The sequence below is a fragment of the Microbacterium sp. NPDC057407 genome (assembly GCF_042803895.1).
In the GTDB taxonomy this organism is placed as follows: domain Bacteria; phylum Actinomycetota; class Actinomycetes; order Actinomycetales; family Microbacteriaceae; genus Microbacterium.
This window is the reverse complement of record NZ_JBHVCA010000005.1, coordinates 77,770-92,776: the sequence shown is the minus strand read 5'-3', so window position 1 is coordinate 92,776 and position 15,007 is coordinate 77,770. Positions and strand designations below refer to the sequence as shown.

General features: G+C 70.8%; 14 protein-coding genes. 6 read left to right on the top strand and 8 right to left on the bottom strand.

The genetic code is table 11. The features are described from left to right. Positions 1 to 60: 60 nt before the first annotated feature. Positions 61 to 1,374, bottom strand: coding sequence for an ABC transporter substrate-binding protein (locus ACFUTX_RS13610; RefSeq protein WP_378865609.1), 1,314 nt, complete (start codon positions 1,372 to 1,374; stop codon positions 61 to 63). A 127-nt stretch (positions 1,375 to 1,501) separates the two neighbouring features. Beyond that, a complete protein-coding gene (locus ACFUTX_RS13605) occupies positions 1,502 to 2,536 on the bottom strand; it encodes a LacI family DNA-binding transcriptional regulator (RefSeq protein ID WP_378865606.1) in 1,035 nt (344 codons plus the stop codon). 548 nt (positions 2,537 to 3,084) lie between these two features. On the opposite strand from ACFUTX_RS13605, the gene ACFUTX_RS13600 reads away from it, so the two are divergent. Further along, entirely contained in the window at positions 3,085 to 3,882 is a 798-nt protein-coding gene (locus ACFUTX_RS13600) for a winged helix-turn-helix domain-containing protein (RefSeq protein WP_378865603.1), read from the top strand. A gap of 71 nt (positions 3,883 to 3,953) precedes the next feature. Further along, positions 3,954 to 4,937: a DNA-3-methyladenine glycosylase family protein gene (locus tag ACFUTX_RS13595; RefSeq protein WP_378865600.1), complete on the top strand. Its 984-nt coding sequence runs from the start codon at positions 3,954 to 3,956 to the stop codon at positions 4,935 to 4,937. 167 nt (positions 4,938 to 5,104) lie between these two features. On the opposite strand, the gene ACFUTX_RS13590 is transcribed toward ACFUTX_RS13595, so the two are convergent. Beyond that, positions 5,105 to 6,274, bottom strand: coding sequence for an RtcB family protein (locus tag ACFUTX_RS13590; protein ID WP_378865597.1), 1,170 nt, complete (start codon positions 6,272 to 6,274; stop codon positions 5,105 to 5,107). A gap of 333 nt (positions 6,275 to 6,607) precedes the next feature. On the opposite strand from ACFUTX_RS13590, the gene ACFUTX_RS13585 reads away from it, so the two are divergent. Both ACFUTX_RS13585 and ACFUTX_RS13580 read left to right on the top strand, forming a co-directional pair. Next, a complete protein-coding gene (locus tag ACFUTX_RS13585) occupies positions 6,608 to 6,832 on the top strand; it encodes a hypothetical protein (protein ID WP_378865595.1) in 225 nt (74 codons plus the stop codon). A gap of 58 nt (positions 6,833 to 6,890) precedes the next feature. Next, on the top strand, positions 6,891 to 7,076 hold the full coding sequence (locus tag ACFUTX_RS13580) for a DUF1918 domain-containing protein (RefSeq protein WP_378865592.1): 186 nt from the start codon (positions 6,891 to 6,893) through the stop codon (positions 7,074 to 7,076). 22 nt (positions 7,077 to 7,098) lie between these two features. Here the strand turns inward: ACFUTX_RS13580 and ACFUTX_RS13575 are convergent, their stop codons facing one another. Then, complete coding sequence (locus tag ACFUTX_RS13575; protein ID WP_378865589.1) at positions 7,099 to 9,255, bottom strand: S9 family peptidase; 2,157 nt, start codon at positions 9,253 to 9,255, stop codon at positions 7,099 to 7,101. Between the two features lie 107 nt (positions 9,256 to 9,362). On the opposite strand from ACFUTX_RS13575, the gene ACFUTX_RS13570 reads away from it, so the two are divergent. Continuing rightward, positions 9,363 to 10,103 (top strand): SDR family oxidoreductase, encoded by a 741-nt coding sequence (locus ACFUTX_RS13570; protein WP_378865586.1) that lies wholly within the window; start codon positions 9,363 to 9,365, stop codon positions 10,101 to 10,103. Positions 10,104 to 10,581: 478 nt separating this feature from the next. Here ACFUTX_RS13570 and ACFUTX_RS13565 read toward each other — a convergent pair whose 3' ends face one another. From ACFUTX_RS13565 to ACFUTX_RS13550, 4 genes are all read right to left on the bottom strand, one after another. Further along, positions 10,582 to 11,415, bottom strand: a complete 834-nt coding sequence (locus ACFUTX_RS13565; protein WP_378865583.1) for an aldo/keto reductase — start codon at positions 11,413 to 11,415, stop codon at positions 10,582 to 10,584. Between the two features lie 43 nt (positions 11,416 to 11,458). Further along, positions 11,459 to 11,656: a hypothetical protein gene (locus tag ACFUTX_RS13560; RefSeq protein ID WP_378865580.1), complete on the bottom strand. Its 198-nt coding sequence runs from the start codon at positions 11,654 to 11,656 to the stop codon at positions 11,459 to 11,461. Positions 11,657 to 11,762: 106 nt separating this feature from the next. After that, positions 11,763 to 12,449, bottom strand: a complete 687-nt coding sequence (locus ACFUTX_RS13555) for a M23 family metallopeptidase (protein ID WP_378865578.1) — start codon at positions 12,447 to 12,449, stop codon at positions 11,763 to 11,765. A gap of 64 nt (positions 12,450 to 12,513) precedes the next feature. Next, positions 12,514 to 13,959 carry an MFS transporter gene (locus ACFUTX_RS13550; protein WP_378865575.1) on the bottom strand — a complete coding sequence of 482 codons (1,446 nt, stop codon included), beginning with the start codon at positions 13,957 to 13,959 and terminating at the stop codon, positions 12,514 to 12,516. 110 nt (positions 13,960 to 14,069) lie between these two features. Here ACFUTX_RS13550 and ACFUTX_RS13545 point away from each other — a divergent pair, with 110 nt between their 5' ends. Beyond that, positions 14,070 to 14,726, top strand: a complete 657-nt coding sequence (locus ACFUTX_RS13545) for a TetR/AcrR family transcriptional regulator (protein ID WP_378865572.1) — start codon at positions 14,070 to 14,072, stop codon at positions 14,724 to 14,726. Positions 14,727 to 15,007: the final 281 nt, after the last annotated feature.

Here is a 15,007-nt window from a genome sequence, read left to right as displayed (position 1 = left end):
TTCCTGTGGCGAGAGGGACGGATGCCGAGGCATCCGCCCCTCCCGTGGACCCACGTCGGGTCAGCGGTATTCCTCCGTGCCCTCTTCGTACTGGGCGCCGAGGTTCTCGTTGGTGGTCGCGGCGTCCTGGGTGCCGGTGACGAGGCCCTGCAGCTCCTGGACGATCACGTCGTAGAAGCCCGGTGCCGGCCAGTCGGGGTAGAACGAGAGACCGTCGGCCTCGAGGATGCCGTTGAAGGTGTCGATGAGCAGCTTGCTCTTCTCGTCGGTGATGTCGGCCGAGTCCGCGGCGACGGGGACGCCGCCGTTGTTGCCGATGATGGCCTGGATCTCGGGGCGCATCGTGATGTCGATGAACTCGTACGCCAGCTCCTTGTTGGCGGCGTTCTCGGGCACGACCCACAGGTTGCCCGACGAGCCGAGCGAGAGGTCCGTGCCCGGGAAGGCGGTCATCGTCCAGTCGAAGCCGGTGGCCTCGGCGACGAAGCGGCCGAACCACCACGAACCCGAGACGAAGATCGGCGCCGTGCCGTTGATGAACGACACTCCGGCGTCCTCGGCCTTCACCGACGACACGTCCGAGGCGATGTAGCCCTTGTCGACGTACTCCTGCAGGGTCTCCGTGGCGTAGGTGATCTCGTCGCCCTGCCAGTCGACCGGGTTCTCGTACAGCTGGTAGTCGTTGACGAACTGACGGTCGCCCTCGGTGAGCGCCAGCTGGTACCAGAGCTGCCCGAGCGGGTACTCGGCGCCCGCCTCGGCCAGCGGGGTGACCCCCTGCGCGACGAACGCGTCGAGCACGTCGACGAACTCGTCGTAGGTCGTCGGGATCTCCAGGTCGGCCTCCTCGAACGCGTCGAGGTTGTAGTAGACGCCGACGAACTCGCCGTAGTTCGGGATGCCGTACCAGGTGTCGCCGCCCATCACGCCGTCTTCGGAGTACTTCGCGGTGGTCTGCAGCGAGGGGGCCAGCTTGTCCTCCCAGCCGTACTCCTCGACCGCGTCGCCGAGGTCCGAGATCAGGCCGGTGGAGGCCAGGAAGCCGGCGGTGGCGTTGCCCTTGTTGAACTCCATGAGGTCGGGCGCGGCATCCGTGTCGAGCACCTGGCTGGCGGTCTTCTGGATCTGCTCGAACGACTTCTCCTCGAACTCGACCGTCGCGCCGGTCTCCTCCTCGAAGATCTCGATGGCCTCGGCCCAGGCCTTGCCCATCGCGCTGTCGGCTCCTTCGTAATGCCACAGCTTGAGGGTGTCGCCGTCGCCGCCGTCCGACGAGCCGCCGCCGGCGCAGCCGGCCAGCGCCACCGCGCCGACGGTGAGGGCGCCGATCGCGGCGAGCCCGCGACGGGCGTTCTTGCGTGTGATTCGTGCCATCGGTGGCACTCCTTTCTTGGTGACCAGCGTTGGTCGGGTGTGTCAGGTGGTGTGGAGTTGTGGAGTCGTGCGGGCTGTCGAAGCGCTTCGACTTCGGGCGCGACGCAGGGGATCGGATGCCGCGGCCTCAGCCGTCCGCGACCCCGGCGGTGTCCGCTGGCGCGGCGATCGAGCCGTATCGCGAGTAGGTGGGCGGAATCAGGCGCACGCCGGGCTCGGGGCGGTCCGGCCCGAGCGTCTGGAGTGCGAGCTCGACCGCGAGGTCGCACGAGGCCTCGGGCACGAGGGGGATCGTGTCGACCGGCACGGCGAGCGCGGCCGTGTCGAACGAGGCGCCGACCGAGATGACCGAGACGTCCTCGGGCACGCGCAGGCCTCGCGCGTCGATCTCGGCGAGCACCGCCGCGTGCGCCTCATCGGCACAGTGGAGGACGAGGGCCGTGGCGCCGCCGTCGAGCAGGTCGCCGGCGGTTCGGCGGGCAGCCCGCCGCTCGGCGTGCTTCGACCCCGTCGTCCCGTGAGCGGCCGTAACCCCCCGTTCCTCGCTGCGCTCCAGGACGGCGGAACGGACGCGGGGCGGGAAGTTCGACTTGATGTAGGCCGTTTCGGTCTGCCCGACGAGCCCGACGGAGCGGTGACCCGCGTCGGCGAGCAGATCGACGGCCCAGGCCGCCGCCCGCTCGAAGTCGAGGTCGACGCAGATCAGTCCGTCGTTGTCGTTCGGGATGCCGATGAAGACGGTGGGCGTCGGGATCTGGCGCGCCAGGGCGACCCGCGCATCGTCGGGGGCGACATCGAGGACGAGGATGGCGTCGACCAGGCCGTTCGCGGCCACTCGGCTCATCCCCGCCTGCGCCTGCTCGTCGGTCAGCAGCAGGATGTCGTAGTCGTGCCGCCGCGCCGCCACGGCGGTGGCCAGCACGAACGCCATGTGGGTGGGCGCGTGGGTGTCTTTGCGCAGCGGCTCGGTGAGGGCGAAGATCTGGGTCCTCGAGCCGGCGAGCATGCGCGCTCCGGCGTTCGGACTGTAGCCGAGCTCGCGAACGGCGTCTTCGATGCGGCGCCGGGTGTCGGGGGCGACGGGTCGCTTTCCGCTCAGCGCGTACGACACGGTGCTGATGGACACCCCGGCGACCTCTGCCACCTCGTTGATGTTCGCCACGTCGACCTCGTCGTCTGTCGGAAGTTGTGCATCGAAGCGCTTCGCGTAAACGCTTCGACAGGGATGGTAGGCACACTCCAGCGGCGAGCGCAAGCGATTTGTGGCAATACCCAACAAATTGGGCGGCCTGCGTCCCCCGCGCGGGGAGCCCGAGACTGAGCAGAACGACACACTTCGTCACGATCCGGATGCCTCAGCCGTGCGATTTGACGCATCGGGACGCATTCGGTCATAATCGGCCACATGACTGACAACGCACGCTACCTGTCCGCCTGGGAGGCGAACGGAGCTGCCGGCATGATGATGGCCGGCCGCGTTGCCATGTGTTGTCGAATGTGCCACTAGCACGGTGACCCCCGCCGGACTCTCGCGCCGCTTCTGAAAACGGCCCGACCAGTCCCCCGAAGCACCGGATCCGTGCGTCGATCACGCGCACCCGGATGCCTCGCGCACCGCCCGACATCGGGCACCGCCCCATCGGGCACCAGCACATCCGAGCCGATTCCGCCGAGATCCGGCGAGGGCTCCCTTCCGCAAGGACCATCATCATGTCGAACACCGCCCTCCTCGACCGTCCCACCACCACCACCTCCGATTCCGCCGCGCCGCGCATCTCCGGCGCACCGGCGTCCGCACCCGTCCGCCACCTGCGCGCCGTGACCCGCCCGGTCCCCACCGTCGACGCACCCGCGCCGGCGGCCGAGGCGCCCGCAGCGCCGGCCCAGCGCAACCTCCCGCCCGGCACGGCCCCTCGCGGGTTCGCGCTCTACGTCGGCATCGACGAGGCCAAGGCCGCGGCATCCGGTGTCAGCCTCGGCGTGCTGGTCGATGCTCTCCGCCGCACGCTCGCCGACCTCGCGCCCGAGGCGGAGACCTACGCGACGGTGGCGCTCGCCCCCGTCGGCTCGGGCGGACGCGACGTCGACGTCGTGCGCCTCGCGCTGCACGAGCCGTCCGCGATCGCCCGCACAAAGCAGGAGGAGCCCGAGGACGAGGACCGCGCCGCCGGCGGCGTCGTCGTCGACATCTCGCGCAAGCGCGTGCTGATCGACGGCGAGTCGGCGGCCTTCACTTTCAAGGAGTTCGAGCTGCTGCATTACCTCGTGCTGCGCGAGGGTCGCACGATCGAGCGCACCGAGCTGGTCACGTCGCTGTGGCAGGGTGCGTCCGAGGAAGAGGCTCCGGGCGAGCGCACGATCGACGTGCACGTCCGTCGGCTGCGCGCCAAGCTCGGTCGCTACGAAGACATCGTGCGCACGGTGCGCGGCGTCGGCTACCGCTTCGACCGCCACGCCGACGTCGTCATCCGCTACGGTCACGGCACGCCCTCGCCCGACCGCTTCTGATTCACGAAGGCGAAGCGAGCGAGAGGACACATGCCGGCCGGATGTCGGAGGCCGGGGCGTATGGTCGAAGCATGACCTTCGTCGCGCCGACCCGCCGCCCCGCCGCGGCGGCGGCGCGCGACCCGCGGCCCGAGCATGGCCGACCGCTCGAGACCGAGTACCGGCCGAGGCATCCGCTCGATCTCGCCCGCACGCTGCTGTTCCTGCGGCGCGGGGCGAACGACCCCACGATGACGGTCTCCGGCTCGGTGATCTGGCGGGTGAGCCGCACGCCCGAGGGCGTCGCAACCCTGGCCATCCGCGAGACGCATCCCGGTGTGGTGCGCGTGGCCGCGTGGGGCCCCGGCCGCGAGTGGGCGATCGCGCAGCTGCCCGCGCTGTGCGGCGCCGGCGACGACCCGAGCGAGTTCGACGGGTCGCCGCATCCGCTCATCGCCGAGGCGCACCGCCGCAACCCCGGCCTGCGGCTCGCCCGCACCGAGCTCGTGTTCGACGCCCTCGCGTGCGCGGTCTTCGAGCAGAAGATCACCGGCATGCAGGCCTTCGCGGCGTGGCGCCGCATCGTGACGTGGTGCGGCGAGCGGGCGCCCGGGCCGACTCCCCGGCCGATGTTCGCGCCGCCGTCCATCGACGGGTGGCAGCACGTGCCGTCGTGGGCGTGGCACCGCGCCGGGCTCGAGCCGCCGCAGTCGAAGACCGTGGTGCGCGCCGCGCGCAAGGGCGACTCGATCGTGCGGGCGGTGCTCGCCGCCGAGGACGGCGAGGCCGTCGACCGCGTGCTCGTCAGCCAGCCGGGCATCGGGGCGTGGACCTCGGCCGAGACGCGCATCCGCGCGCTCGGCGACCCCGACGCGGTGAGCGTCGGCGACTTCCACCTCGCGCACGAGGTCGGCTACGCCCTCACCGGCGAACGCGTCGACGACGACGGGATGCTGCGGCTCCTCGCGCCCTGGGCCGGCCAGCGTCAGCGGGTGATCCGGCTGCTCTACGCGAGCGGTGTGCACGAGCCCCGCCGCGGCGCGCGCATGCACCCCGAAGACCACCGCAACCGCTGAGTCCCCTCGGTCCCCGGTTCGCAGAATCGCCCGAACTTCGCATTCCAGGAGGCTGGAATCTCCGATTCGCGCGCGATTCTCTGCACGACGCACTATGCCGGTCCGCGCGGCGCGGGCATGGCGACGGATGCCGCGACCCGGGAGTGACCCCGGGCCGCGGCATCCGCTCAGGCCCCCTTCACGTTGACGAGCTGCCGCAGCGTGTGCCGCACCGACACGAGGTCGGACGCGTCGGCCATGACCTGGTCGATCGGCTTGTAGGCCTGCGGGATCTCGTCGATGAAGGCGTCGGTGTCACGGAACTCGATGCCCGCCATCGCCTCGCGCAGCTGCGCGTGGGTGAACGTGCGCCGCGCGGCCGACCGGGAGTACTCCCGTCCGGCGCCGTGCGGCGACGAGTTGAGCGACAGCGGATTGCCGAGTCCCTCGACGACGTACGACGCCGTGCCCATCGACCCCGGGATGAGGCCGGGGCGCCCGGCGTCCGCCTGGATCGCACCCTTCCGCGACACCCACACCTGCTTGCCGAAGTGCTTCTCGGACTCGGTGAAGTTGTGGTGGCAGTTGATGCGCTCGTGCTCGACGACCGCCTCTCCCATCACCTCGGACAGCTGCCGCGACACCCGGTCCATCATCTCCTCGCGGTTGAGGAGCGCGAAGTGCTGGGCCCACCGCAGCTCCCGGATGTACCGGGTGAACTCGGGCGTGCCCTCGACGAGGTAGGCCAGGTGGGGGTCCGGAAGCTCGATCCACCACCGCTTCGCCAGCCGCTGCGCGACCGCGATGTGGTGCGTGGCGATCTTGTTGCCCACGCCCCGCGACCCCGAGTGGAGGAACATCCAGACCCGGTCGAGCTCGTCGACCGAGACCTCGATGAAGTGGTTCCCCGATCCGAGCGACCCCAGCTGCAGCCGCCAGTTGCCCGCGTACGACTCGGGGTCGAACTCGGCCTTCTCGGCGAGCGCCTCGAGCTCGGCGATCCGCGGTTCGGCCGAGGCGACCACCTTGCGGTTCTGGTGTCCGGCCGACAGCGGCACGGCTCGCTCGATCTGCACCCGGAGCGTCGACAGATCGCGGGACTCCAGCTGGTCCCGGGTGAACTGCGTGCGAACGGCGATCATGCCGCAGCCGATGTCGACACCGACGGCGGCGGGCATGATCGCCCCGAGGGTCGGGATGACCGAGCCGACGGTGGCGCCCTTTCCGAGGTGCGCATCGGGCATGAGCGCCAGGTGCGGGTAGATGAACGGCATGCCGGACGAGGTGCGTGCCTGCTCGACGGTCTTCTCGTCGATCAGGCTCGCCCACGAGAGCAGCCGTGCGGAGAGCCTCTCCATGATTCCTTTCCTTCGATTCGGCGCGTCCGGACGGACGCGTCGCGAGACGGGCCACGGTCGCCGGGAGGCTTCGAAAAAGGAAACGCCCCGGACCTGTGCGGTGCGGGGCGTGAAGAGCGGATGCTGCTACACGGCCTGCGCCGGAGGGAACGACTCGTCGCGGTCGCCCAGCTTCGTGCTGGGAACCACTGCGACGCGGAGGTTGCGCTGGGCGCTCATCCGTCTCGTCCTCTCGGCTCGTCGTGATCCGTGCGATGGCACGGACTCGCCACCATAGCGGCCCGGCCGCAGGCCGGTCAAGAATCGGCGCAGACGAGACCCTAGGCTGTCGCCATGACCACACCTCGCAGACGCTGGACGCGCGGCCACTCCGGCTGGGCCCTCGGCACGGCGCTCATCTTCGCGGCCGGCATCGTCTTCGGCCTGATCTGGGGGCAGCCGCTCGTCGGCCTGTTCCTCGCCTTCGCCGTCTCCATCGGCTGGCTCATCGCCTACGAGTCGTGGCGCGGCCGCAACGTCGGCCTCGAGAACCGCGACGACGACGGAGCGCAGCTCTAGGCATCCGCTACCGTCGCGGGCGCCCGAGTCGTATCGTGTGCCGCAGGAGGTGGTGGGGATGCGAGCCAGTGTCGGCGACCGCGTGATCATCCACGGCCGCGTCGTCGGAGCCGCCGAGCGCGCCGGCGAGGTGATCGAGGTGCGCGGAGACGGAGACAGCCCGCTGCTCGTCGTGCGATACGACGACGGGCACGAGGCGATCCTGTCGCCGGGGAGCGACTGCGAGATCCGCCACGAGGGCTGACGCCCCCGCGGCGGTGAATACCTCAGCCGAGCAATTCCGGTCGTGACGGCGCCTCGCCGCGCACGTGCTCGGCGAGGAACGCGAACACGGTCTCGTACCAGAGCACCGCGTGCTGCGGCTTCAGGATCCAGTGATTCTCGTCGGGGAAGTACAGGAACCGGTGCGGCATGCGACCGTCGTCGTCGGCATGGTGCTCGGCGAGCTCCGACCACAGCCGCAGCCCTTCGCCGATCGGCACCCGATAGTCCTTGTCGCCGTGGATCACCAAGAGCGGGGTCCGGATGTCGCGGACGAAGCGGTGCGGCGAGTTCTCGGTCATCGCCTCGGGCGTGAAGATCTCCTGCCAGTACACCGAGAGGTCGGTGGTTCCGGCGAACTGGTCGAGGGCCCACAGGCTCGCGTGGGTCACGATCGCCCGGAACCGGTCGGTGTGACCGGCGACCCAGTTCGCCATGTACCCACCGAACGAGCCGCCCATCGCGGCCGTGCGGGCGTGGTCGATGTCGTCGCGCGCCAGGGCCGCATCGGTGATCGAGAGCAGGTCGGTGTACGGCTTGCCGCCCCACGAGTTCCAGCCTCGGGCGATGAAGTCCAGGCCGTATCCCGTCGACAGCGCAGGGTCGGGAAGCAGCACGGCGTAGCCGCGCGCGACCGCGAGCAGCGGCGCCCAGCGCCAGCTCCAGGCATTCCAGCTGTTGAGCGGCCCACCGTGGATCCACAGCAGGAGCGGGGCCGGGGCATCCGTCGACGCGCCCTCGGGCAGGAGCAGCCAGCCCCGCACCCGCGCGCCGTCGTCGGCAGTGGCGTCGACCTCGGTGATCGTGCCGGGTCGCGCGGGCGTCGCCGCCGGCGTGGCGATCGGCGAGACGATGCCGTCGCGACTGATCCGCACCGGGTGCGGGGGCTCGACCCACGACGAGCGCAGCGCGACGAGGTCGCCGCTGCCGCGATCCACGTTGACGTGCGTGTAGGCGTAGTCGTCGGCCGTCAGCTGCTCGGGAGCGCCGCCGTCGATGGGCACCCGGAAGACCGGCCCGCGCCCGTCGTCGTCGGCGGTCGCGATGAGCGCGGAGTCGCCGGCATCCCACGCGATGCTCGTCGCCCAGCGGTCCCAGGTCTCGGCGAGGCGACGCGGCGCGGACCCGTCGACACCCGCGATCCAGACCTCGATGTCGGTCGGGCCGGCCGGGGTCGCCTTGGCGGTGCGGAGATAGGCGATCGAGCCGCCGTCGTGGCTGACTGCGGGTGAGCCGACGTCGACCCCCGGCTCGTCGAACAGGACGGTGCGTTCACCGGTCTCCGTGTCGATCGACACGAGGATCTGCCGGCCGCCACGCTGCTCGTGCGTCTCGACGGCGACGATCAGCGTCGATCCGTCGGGCGTGAGCGACGCCTCGGCGTGGTCGAGCGACCGGCCCGGGCGCGGAGTGAGGTCGCGGGGGCGCGGGAGGGTCGCCGGGTACGGCTTCCCCGCGGCGGCGGACGCGCCGGAGCCGGGGGTGCCCGAGCCGGAGGCGCTCGACCCTGCCACGGAGTCGCCGGCCGCGGCATCCGTCTGCTGCTGTGCTTCCGCGTCGGCCACGGCGGCCGCGATCGTGTCGTCGAGCGCGTCGACGTCGATGGCGAGCAGGTGCGGCTCGGCCGGACCGAGGTCGTGGTCCCAGAACCGCACCGGGTAGGTCTCGTGCAGGATCGCCGACACCTTCTTCTCCTTGCGCCGAGCGCGCAGGCTCGCATCCGCCTCGATCGAGTCGGTGCCGGGAAGGAGGGATGCCGCGACCACGACCCGCTCGCTCCCCTCGGCGGTGGCCGCGATGGCGTCCACGCCGCCGGCGAGACGCGTGACCGGGCGGGCTTCCCCGCCCGCGGCGGGAAGGAGCCAGAGCTGGCCCGACTCGTCGTCGGCCTCGCCCTCGGTGTCGGGGCGCGCCGACACGAACAGGAGGTCACCGCTCGGGGTGAAAGCCGCCCCCGACTCGCCCTTTGCCGACCGCGTCAGCCGTCGGGGCGACCCGCCGCCGTCGGCCGCCACGCTCCAGAGTGAGCGTTCGTACCCGGTGCCGTCCTTCTTGAGCGCCGCGACCGTCAGCACGGCGGTACCGCCATCGGGTGAGAGCGCGAGCGCCTCTACGCGCGGCAGTGCGATGAAGTCGTCGAGGGAGTCGAAGGGAGTCGCCATCCCCCCACGCTAACAACCCGGGTTTCGTCGGCTTCAGGGGTTGCGTCGACGGCGCGGCTCCGGCGGGGGAACGGCGCGACAGCTCTGCGACGAGGGAGGATGCCGGTATGAAGATCGCCATCGCTGGAGGAACCGGCACGGTCGGCACGCACGCCGCCGACGCCGCGCGGGCTGCCGGGCACGAGACCGTCGTCCTCAGCCGCGGCCGCGGCGTCGACCTCGTGTCGGGTGCCGGACTCGACGCCGCCCTGGCGGGCGTGGACGCGGTGATCGACGTGGCGAACGTCAGCACGCTGTTGGCGAGCGCGGCGACGAGCTTCTTCACCACCGCCACCGGGAACCTCATCGCGTCCGCGGCCCGGGCGGGCGTGGGGCACGTCGTGCTGCTGTCGATCGTCGGCATCGACCGGATGCCGTTCGACTACTACGCCGGAAAGGTCGCGCAGGAGCGCGTGGTCGGGGCATCCGCTGTCCCCTGGACCATCGTGCGGGCGACGCAGTTCCACGAGTTCGCCGCGCAGCTGTACCGGCAGGCGAAGATCGGCCCCCTGCACCTGGCGCCGCGCGCGCGGGTGCAGCCGATCGCCGCACGCGAGGTGGGTGAGCACTTAGCTGCCGTGGCATCGGGTGCGGCACAGGGCAGGGCGGCCGACCTCGCCGGTCCGCGCGAGGAGCGGCTGGACGAAATGGTGCGCGCCTACGGCCGGCGCGAGGGCAACCGCGGCTGGATCCCGTCGGTGAGCCTGCCGGGCGCCCAGATGAAGGGGATGCGGGCCGGCCACGCGCTCCCCGGGCCCGGTGCCGTGACGGGGCGCGAGACCTTCGACGAGTGGCTCGCCCGGCGGTGACGTGCGGCTCGGGGCGTCGACGCTGCCCGACACACCGCGGGCCGGGGCGTGGCGGGCCGGATCGGCGCCCTGAACCCTAGGCCCGGGCGTCGGGTGACGGATGCCGCGGAATGCGAGCCTGGACGTGGGGTGGGGTTGGGCGTGGGGTGGCGTCGGGGCGTCGAAGCGCCCCGACGCACCGGAGCACGCGGCGCGGCGAGGGAGATCCGCGCCCCGAACCCGCGCTCTCGAGGGACGCGCCGCGGTGCGGGCGTCGGGTGACGGATGCCGCGGGCTCTGAGCCTGGGCGCCGGGTGGCGTCGGGGCGTCGAAGCGCCCCGACGCACCGGAGCACGCGGCGTGGCGGGGCAGATCCGCCCCGAGCCGGGGAGTCGGGTGGGGTTGGGGCGTCGAAGTGCCCCGACGCGCCGAGGCGCCCGGCGTGGCGAGGCAGATCCGCGGCCCGGACCCGAAGCTGCGCGCCGACCTCGGGGCTGACCTACATCTCCTCGTGCGTATTCGGGTCGCCATCCCACAGGCGGCCGCGCTCGAGGCCCGAGATCAGCTCGACCTGGTCATCGGTGAGCGCGAATCCGAACACGTTGGCGTTCTCCCGCTGGCGGTCGGAGTCGGCCGATTTCGGAATCGGGGTGCTGCCGAGCTGGACGTGCCACCGCAGCACCAGCTGGGTCGGCGTCACATCATGCACGACGGCGAGTTCTCGCAGCAACTGCTCGTTGAGAAGCTCACTCCGGCGCGCGAGCGGGCTCCAGCTCTCGGTGCGTATGCCGTGTTCGGCATGGAAGGCGCGCAGCGCCGCCTGGGGGAAGTACGGATGCAGCTCGACCTGGTTCACGGCGGGGACGACGCCCGTTTCATCGATCAGCTCGGTGAGCATCGCCTCAGTGAAGTTCGAGACGCCGATGGAACGCACGAGGCCCTGCTCACGCGCTTCGATCATGCCCAGCCACGTGTCGACGTACTTGCCGACGCTGGGGTTCGGCCAGTGGATCAGCTGCAGGTCGATGCGGTCGAGGCCGAGTAGCCCGAGTGAGCCGCGGATGCTGTCGATCGCCTGCTGGCGACCGTGGTGCCGACCGGGGATCTTGGACGTCACGATCAGCTCGTCGCGGTCGACGCCGCTGCGACGCACGGCTTCGCCCACCTCGTGCTCGTTCTCGTAGTTGACGGCCGTATCGAGCAGGCGGTAGCCGGTGTGGATCGCCGAGACGATCGACGAGACGCCCTCGTCGCCTCGCAGGTTGTAGGTGCCGAGGCCCAGCTCGGGGAACGGGGCACCGTCGTTCAGGGTCACGCTCGGGATCGAGATCATGGTTCCATCCTGGCCCGAACCCGGCACGAGCGGGCGGTCCGCGTCAGGGTCGGTCGTCCGCCTCACCGTCGAGTTCGCCCTCTCGCGCAGCGACTTCGTCGGCGTCGGCGCTCGTCATCGCCTCATCGGCGATGTCGGGGTCGAGCGGCCGGTCGTCGTCGGTGAGCGCGCCCGGCGCGTCGACGCCGTCGTCGTCGCCGTCGGCGGGCGGGACGATCGGAAGAATGGGGTTGTTCGTCATGGTGTTGCTCCTCTCCGGTGACGCCACGGTACGAAGACGGCGGCGCGCCCGGAATGGGCTTGCGGCGCGCGGGCGGTGGGGCTAGACCCTCAACCCTGCGACCGCCTCACTCCGCAGCCCGCAGGCGCTCCCGAGCACCCGGGCTGCCGGACTCCACCCGCTGCCACCCGTACGGCCCGCGGACCTCATAGGTGCGGAAGGCGCAGGGCAGCCCCTTCGCCCGCATGAGATCGGCGGAGTCCATCAGCTGGAAGTGCAGGTGGGGCGACGTGGAATTGCCCGTGTGCCCGACCCTCCCGATCAGATCCCCGGTGCGCACCCGCTCGCCCGGTGACACCCTCACACTGCCGGGAGTGAGGTGCGCGAAGCCCGCGAACACCGGACCCCTCCGAAGGATCACGTGATTGCCGGGGATGCTCGGCAGCCGTCCGGGCCGAAACGTCACGCCGTTCCACATGCCTCGCGCGGCTTCGCGGAACGGATTCACCCACGCCCGCTCCTCGATTCCGTCCACAGCGACGACCACCTCACCGTCGAAGGGGGCATGGATGCCGGCACCCCACGCATAGCATTCCCGGGTCCGCGCGCCGAGTGTGGACGTGCGGAGCGTCGATGCCGGGTGCACGTGAACCCCCGGGCGGTGGTCCACACGCACGAAGTCGAAGGCGTACCGCTGGCCGAGGATATCCACCCCATGGCTCGGCACCCGGGCGGCCGGCGTCGTCACCGCGATCCAGTTCTCCCCCCGCAGTGGGAAGTCGACAACGACCGGATTCTCGAGCTCGTGCCGCACGGTCCGACAGTACGCCTGCCGTGCGGAGATCAGTCGTCGGTCATCCGAGTGCGCGCCGGCACCGTCAGCTTGCGCCGAGGCGCCCGGGCGTTGCGGCGGCGGCGGCGGGCGCGGCATCCGTCTCCCCGCCCTCGGTGTGCAGTGAGGGCGGCGCGGCCGCATATGCCGCCGACAGCTGACGGTACGGCTTCGAGATGAAGGCGAGGAGGACGACGATGAGGAGCAGCGCACTCGCGGCGAGGAAGGCCAGCGCGATTCCCCGCGCCTCGCCCGGGCCGAGCAGCCAGCCCAGGGAATCCTGGCCCGCGGGCGAGTCCATGTAGGGGATGAGCCAGAACTGGGCGAGAGGACCGATCAGGAAAGCCGAGATCGGAGCGGCCGCCGATTCGACGCTGGCCGCGAAGCCGAACACGCGCCCCTGCTTCTCGAACGGCACAACCCGCTGCACGATCGTCTGCTCGGCCGCCTCGGCGATCGGCATGAGGCACATGAAGATGAGGATCCCGAGCGCGTACAGCCACCACCACTCGCGGATGGCGAAGGCCATGCCCAGGACGGCGATGCCGATGTTCACCAGCAGCATCGTGCGAACCGGGTTCTTTCCGAGACCGAACTTCGCCACCAGCCCACCGCCGATGATGAACCCGATGCTCGTGATGCCGAGGATCACGCCCCACACCTCGACCGAGAAGAGGGTGAGTCCGTACGGGTCCATGAGCGCCATGAACACGCCGCCGACGAGATTGTTGAAGGTCGTGAAGAGGATCAGCGCGAGCAGCCCGGGCACGGCGAGCACGGCGGGGATGACCTCGCGGAAGCCCAGGCCGCGGCGCTCCTCGCCCTCGGCGTGCACGATGCCGCGCTCGGGGATCGGGACGAACAGCAGGTGGGTGAGGGCGAGAGCCGTCGCGACGATCGCGATGACGACCGTCCACCCCATGCCGAGAAGCCCGATCGACAGACCGGAGAACACGCTCGTCACCATGAACGCGATGCCCTGGACGGCCCCCACGAGCCCGTTCGCCCGGTCGCGGCGATCAGACGGCACGAGGAGCGTCACCGTCGTCGAGAGCGCGATGTTGCGCAGGTTCTCGACCACTCCCCCGATGAGGATGACGCCGGCGAACACCCAGAACCAGGGCCCACCCCAGTTCACGAGCGTGGTCTCGGGGAAGGAGAGGTAGAGCGCGCCCGCGATGAGGTAGGTCGACAGGGTCACGACGCTCGAGAGCACCATGACCGCCTTCTTTTTCATGTGATCGACGATCGCGCCGAACACGACGCCGAAGACAGCGACGAGCAGCATGTACGACCCGCCGATGATCGCGGTGGCGAGTACCGACTCGGTCTCGAGGTACGCCCAGAACGTCAGGGCGAACCACAGGAAGCTCGACGTGACGTTGGCCAGGGCCGTGTTCGCGAGCACTTGGTAGAAGGCCCGCACGGTGCGCGGGCCGGGCTGCTCCTGGAGCGACTCGTCGTGCGACGCGGACGCTGTCGGCTGGGTCATGGTGGTCCTTCTGCGTGTGCGGTGACGTGCGGCGAAGGGCGAGGGTACTGTCGATGTGGACAGCGTGTACATTGATGTTCACACCGTACACATCGAGGGGGGAGGATGCAATGGGTCCGCAGCTGCGCACCTATCATCACGGCGACCTCCGACATGCGCTGATCGAGCAGGGGCTGATACTCGCCCGCACGGGCGGTCCCGCCGCGGTTTCGCTGCGCGAGGTCACGCGCGCTGTGGGCGTCTCACCGAACGCCGCCTACCGTCACTTCGCCGACCGGGAGCATCTCGTGCGCGCGGTCGCCGCAGAAGCACAGCTCGCCCTCGCCCGAGCCATCCGAACCCGCGTGGAGCAGGCGCCGCCCGACCTGTCCCCGGACGAGGCATCCATCGAGCGACTCCGTCGCGTCGGCCTCGCGTACATCGACTTCGCGCGCGCCGAACGCGGCTGGTTCGAACTCGCGTTCGCGACGCAGGACCCCGACGGCGGCGAAGGCATCGTCACCCTCGACGACGAGGTGGTCGCGCCGTTCCAGCTGCTGCTCGACACACTGGATGCGATGGTAGATGCCGGAGCCCTCGCTCCCGAGCGCAGGCCCTTCGCCGAGTGGGCGTGCTGGTCCGCCGTCCACGGGTTCGCCGACATCGCCGTGCACGGGCCCGTGCAGTGGCAGCCCGCAGAGGTGATCGACGCCCTCGCCGCCGCCGTCGTCGAAGCCGCCATCACCGGAGTCCGGGGCACCACGGCCGCGCCGGCTCCGTCGGCCTGAGCGCCGCCGGCTCCCCCTCCTTTTGCGTGTCCCACCTTTCGCGGTGCGTGTCCCACTGTTCGGCGGTCGACGGTCGGCCTCGCGCGCGAGTTCGGGACACCCTCCCCCTCTCGGTCGTGTCCCACCTTTCGCGGTGCGTGTCCCACTGTTCGGCGCTCGACGGTCGGCCTCGACCGCAAATTCGGGACATGCCTCGCCGTCTCGGTCGTGTCCCACCTTTCGCGATGCGTGTCCCACTGTTCGGCGGTCGAAGGTCGGCCTCGACCGCAAATTCGGGACAT

Coding starts and splice junctions, on each gene's coding strand:
- ACFUTX_RS13550 (WP_378865575.1), bottom strand. CDS start 13,959: ATGACCCAGCCGACAGCGTCCGCGTCGCACGACGAGTCGCTCCAGGAG.
- ACFUTX_RS13610 (WP_378865609.1), bottom strand. CDS start 1,374: ATGGCACGAATCACACGCAAGAACGCCCGTCGCGGGCTCGCCGCGATC.
- ACFUTX_RS13545 (WP_378865572.1), top strand. CDS start 14,070: ATGGGTCCGCAGCTGCGCACCTATCATCACGGCGACCTCCGACATGCG.
- ACFUTX_RS13590 (WP_378865597.1), bottom strand. CDS start 6,274: ATGGAGAGGCTCTCCGCACGGCTGCTCTCGTGGGCGAGCCTGATCGAC.
- ACFUTX_RS13560 (WP_378865580.1), bottom strand. CDS start 11,656: ATGACGAACAACCCCATTCTTCCGATCGTCCCGCCCGCCGACGGCGAC.
- ACFUTX_RS13570 (WP_378865586.1), top strand. CDS start 9,363: ATGAAGATCGCCATCGCTGGAGGAACCGGCACGGTCGGCACGCACGCC.
- ACFUTX_RS13580 (WP_378865592.1), top strand. CDS start 6,891: ATGCGAGCCAGTGTCGGCGACCGCGTGATCATCCACGGCCGCGTCGTC.
- ACFUTX_RS13575 (WP_378865589.1), bottom strand. CDS start 9,255: ATGGCGACTCCCTTCGACTCCCTCGACGACTTCATCGCACTGCCGCGC.
- ACFUTX_RS13585 (WP_378865595.1), top strand. CDS start 6,608: ATGACCACACCTCGCAGACGCTGGACGCGCGGCCACTCCGGCTGGGCC.
- ACFUTX_RS13565 (WP_378865583.1), bottom strand. CDS start 11,415: ATGATCTCGATCCCGAGCGTGACCCTGAACGACGGTGCCCCGTTCCCC.
- ACFUTX_RS13595 (WP_378865600.1), top strand. CDS start 3,954: ATGACCTTCGTCGCGCCGACCCGCCGCCCCGCCGCGGCGGCGGCGCGC.
- ACFUTX_RS13600 (WP_378865603.1), top strand. CDS start 3,085: ATGTCGAACACCGCCCTCCTCGACCGTCCCACCACCACCACCTCCGAT.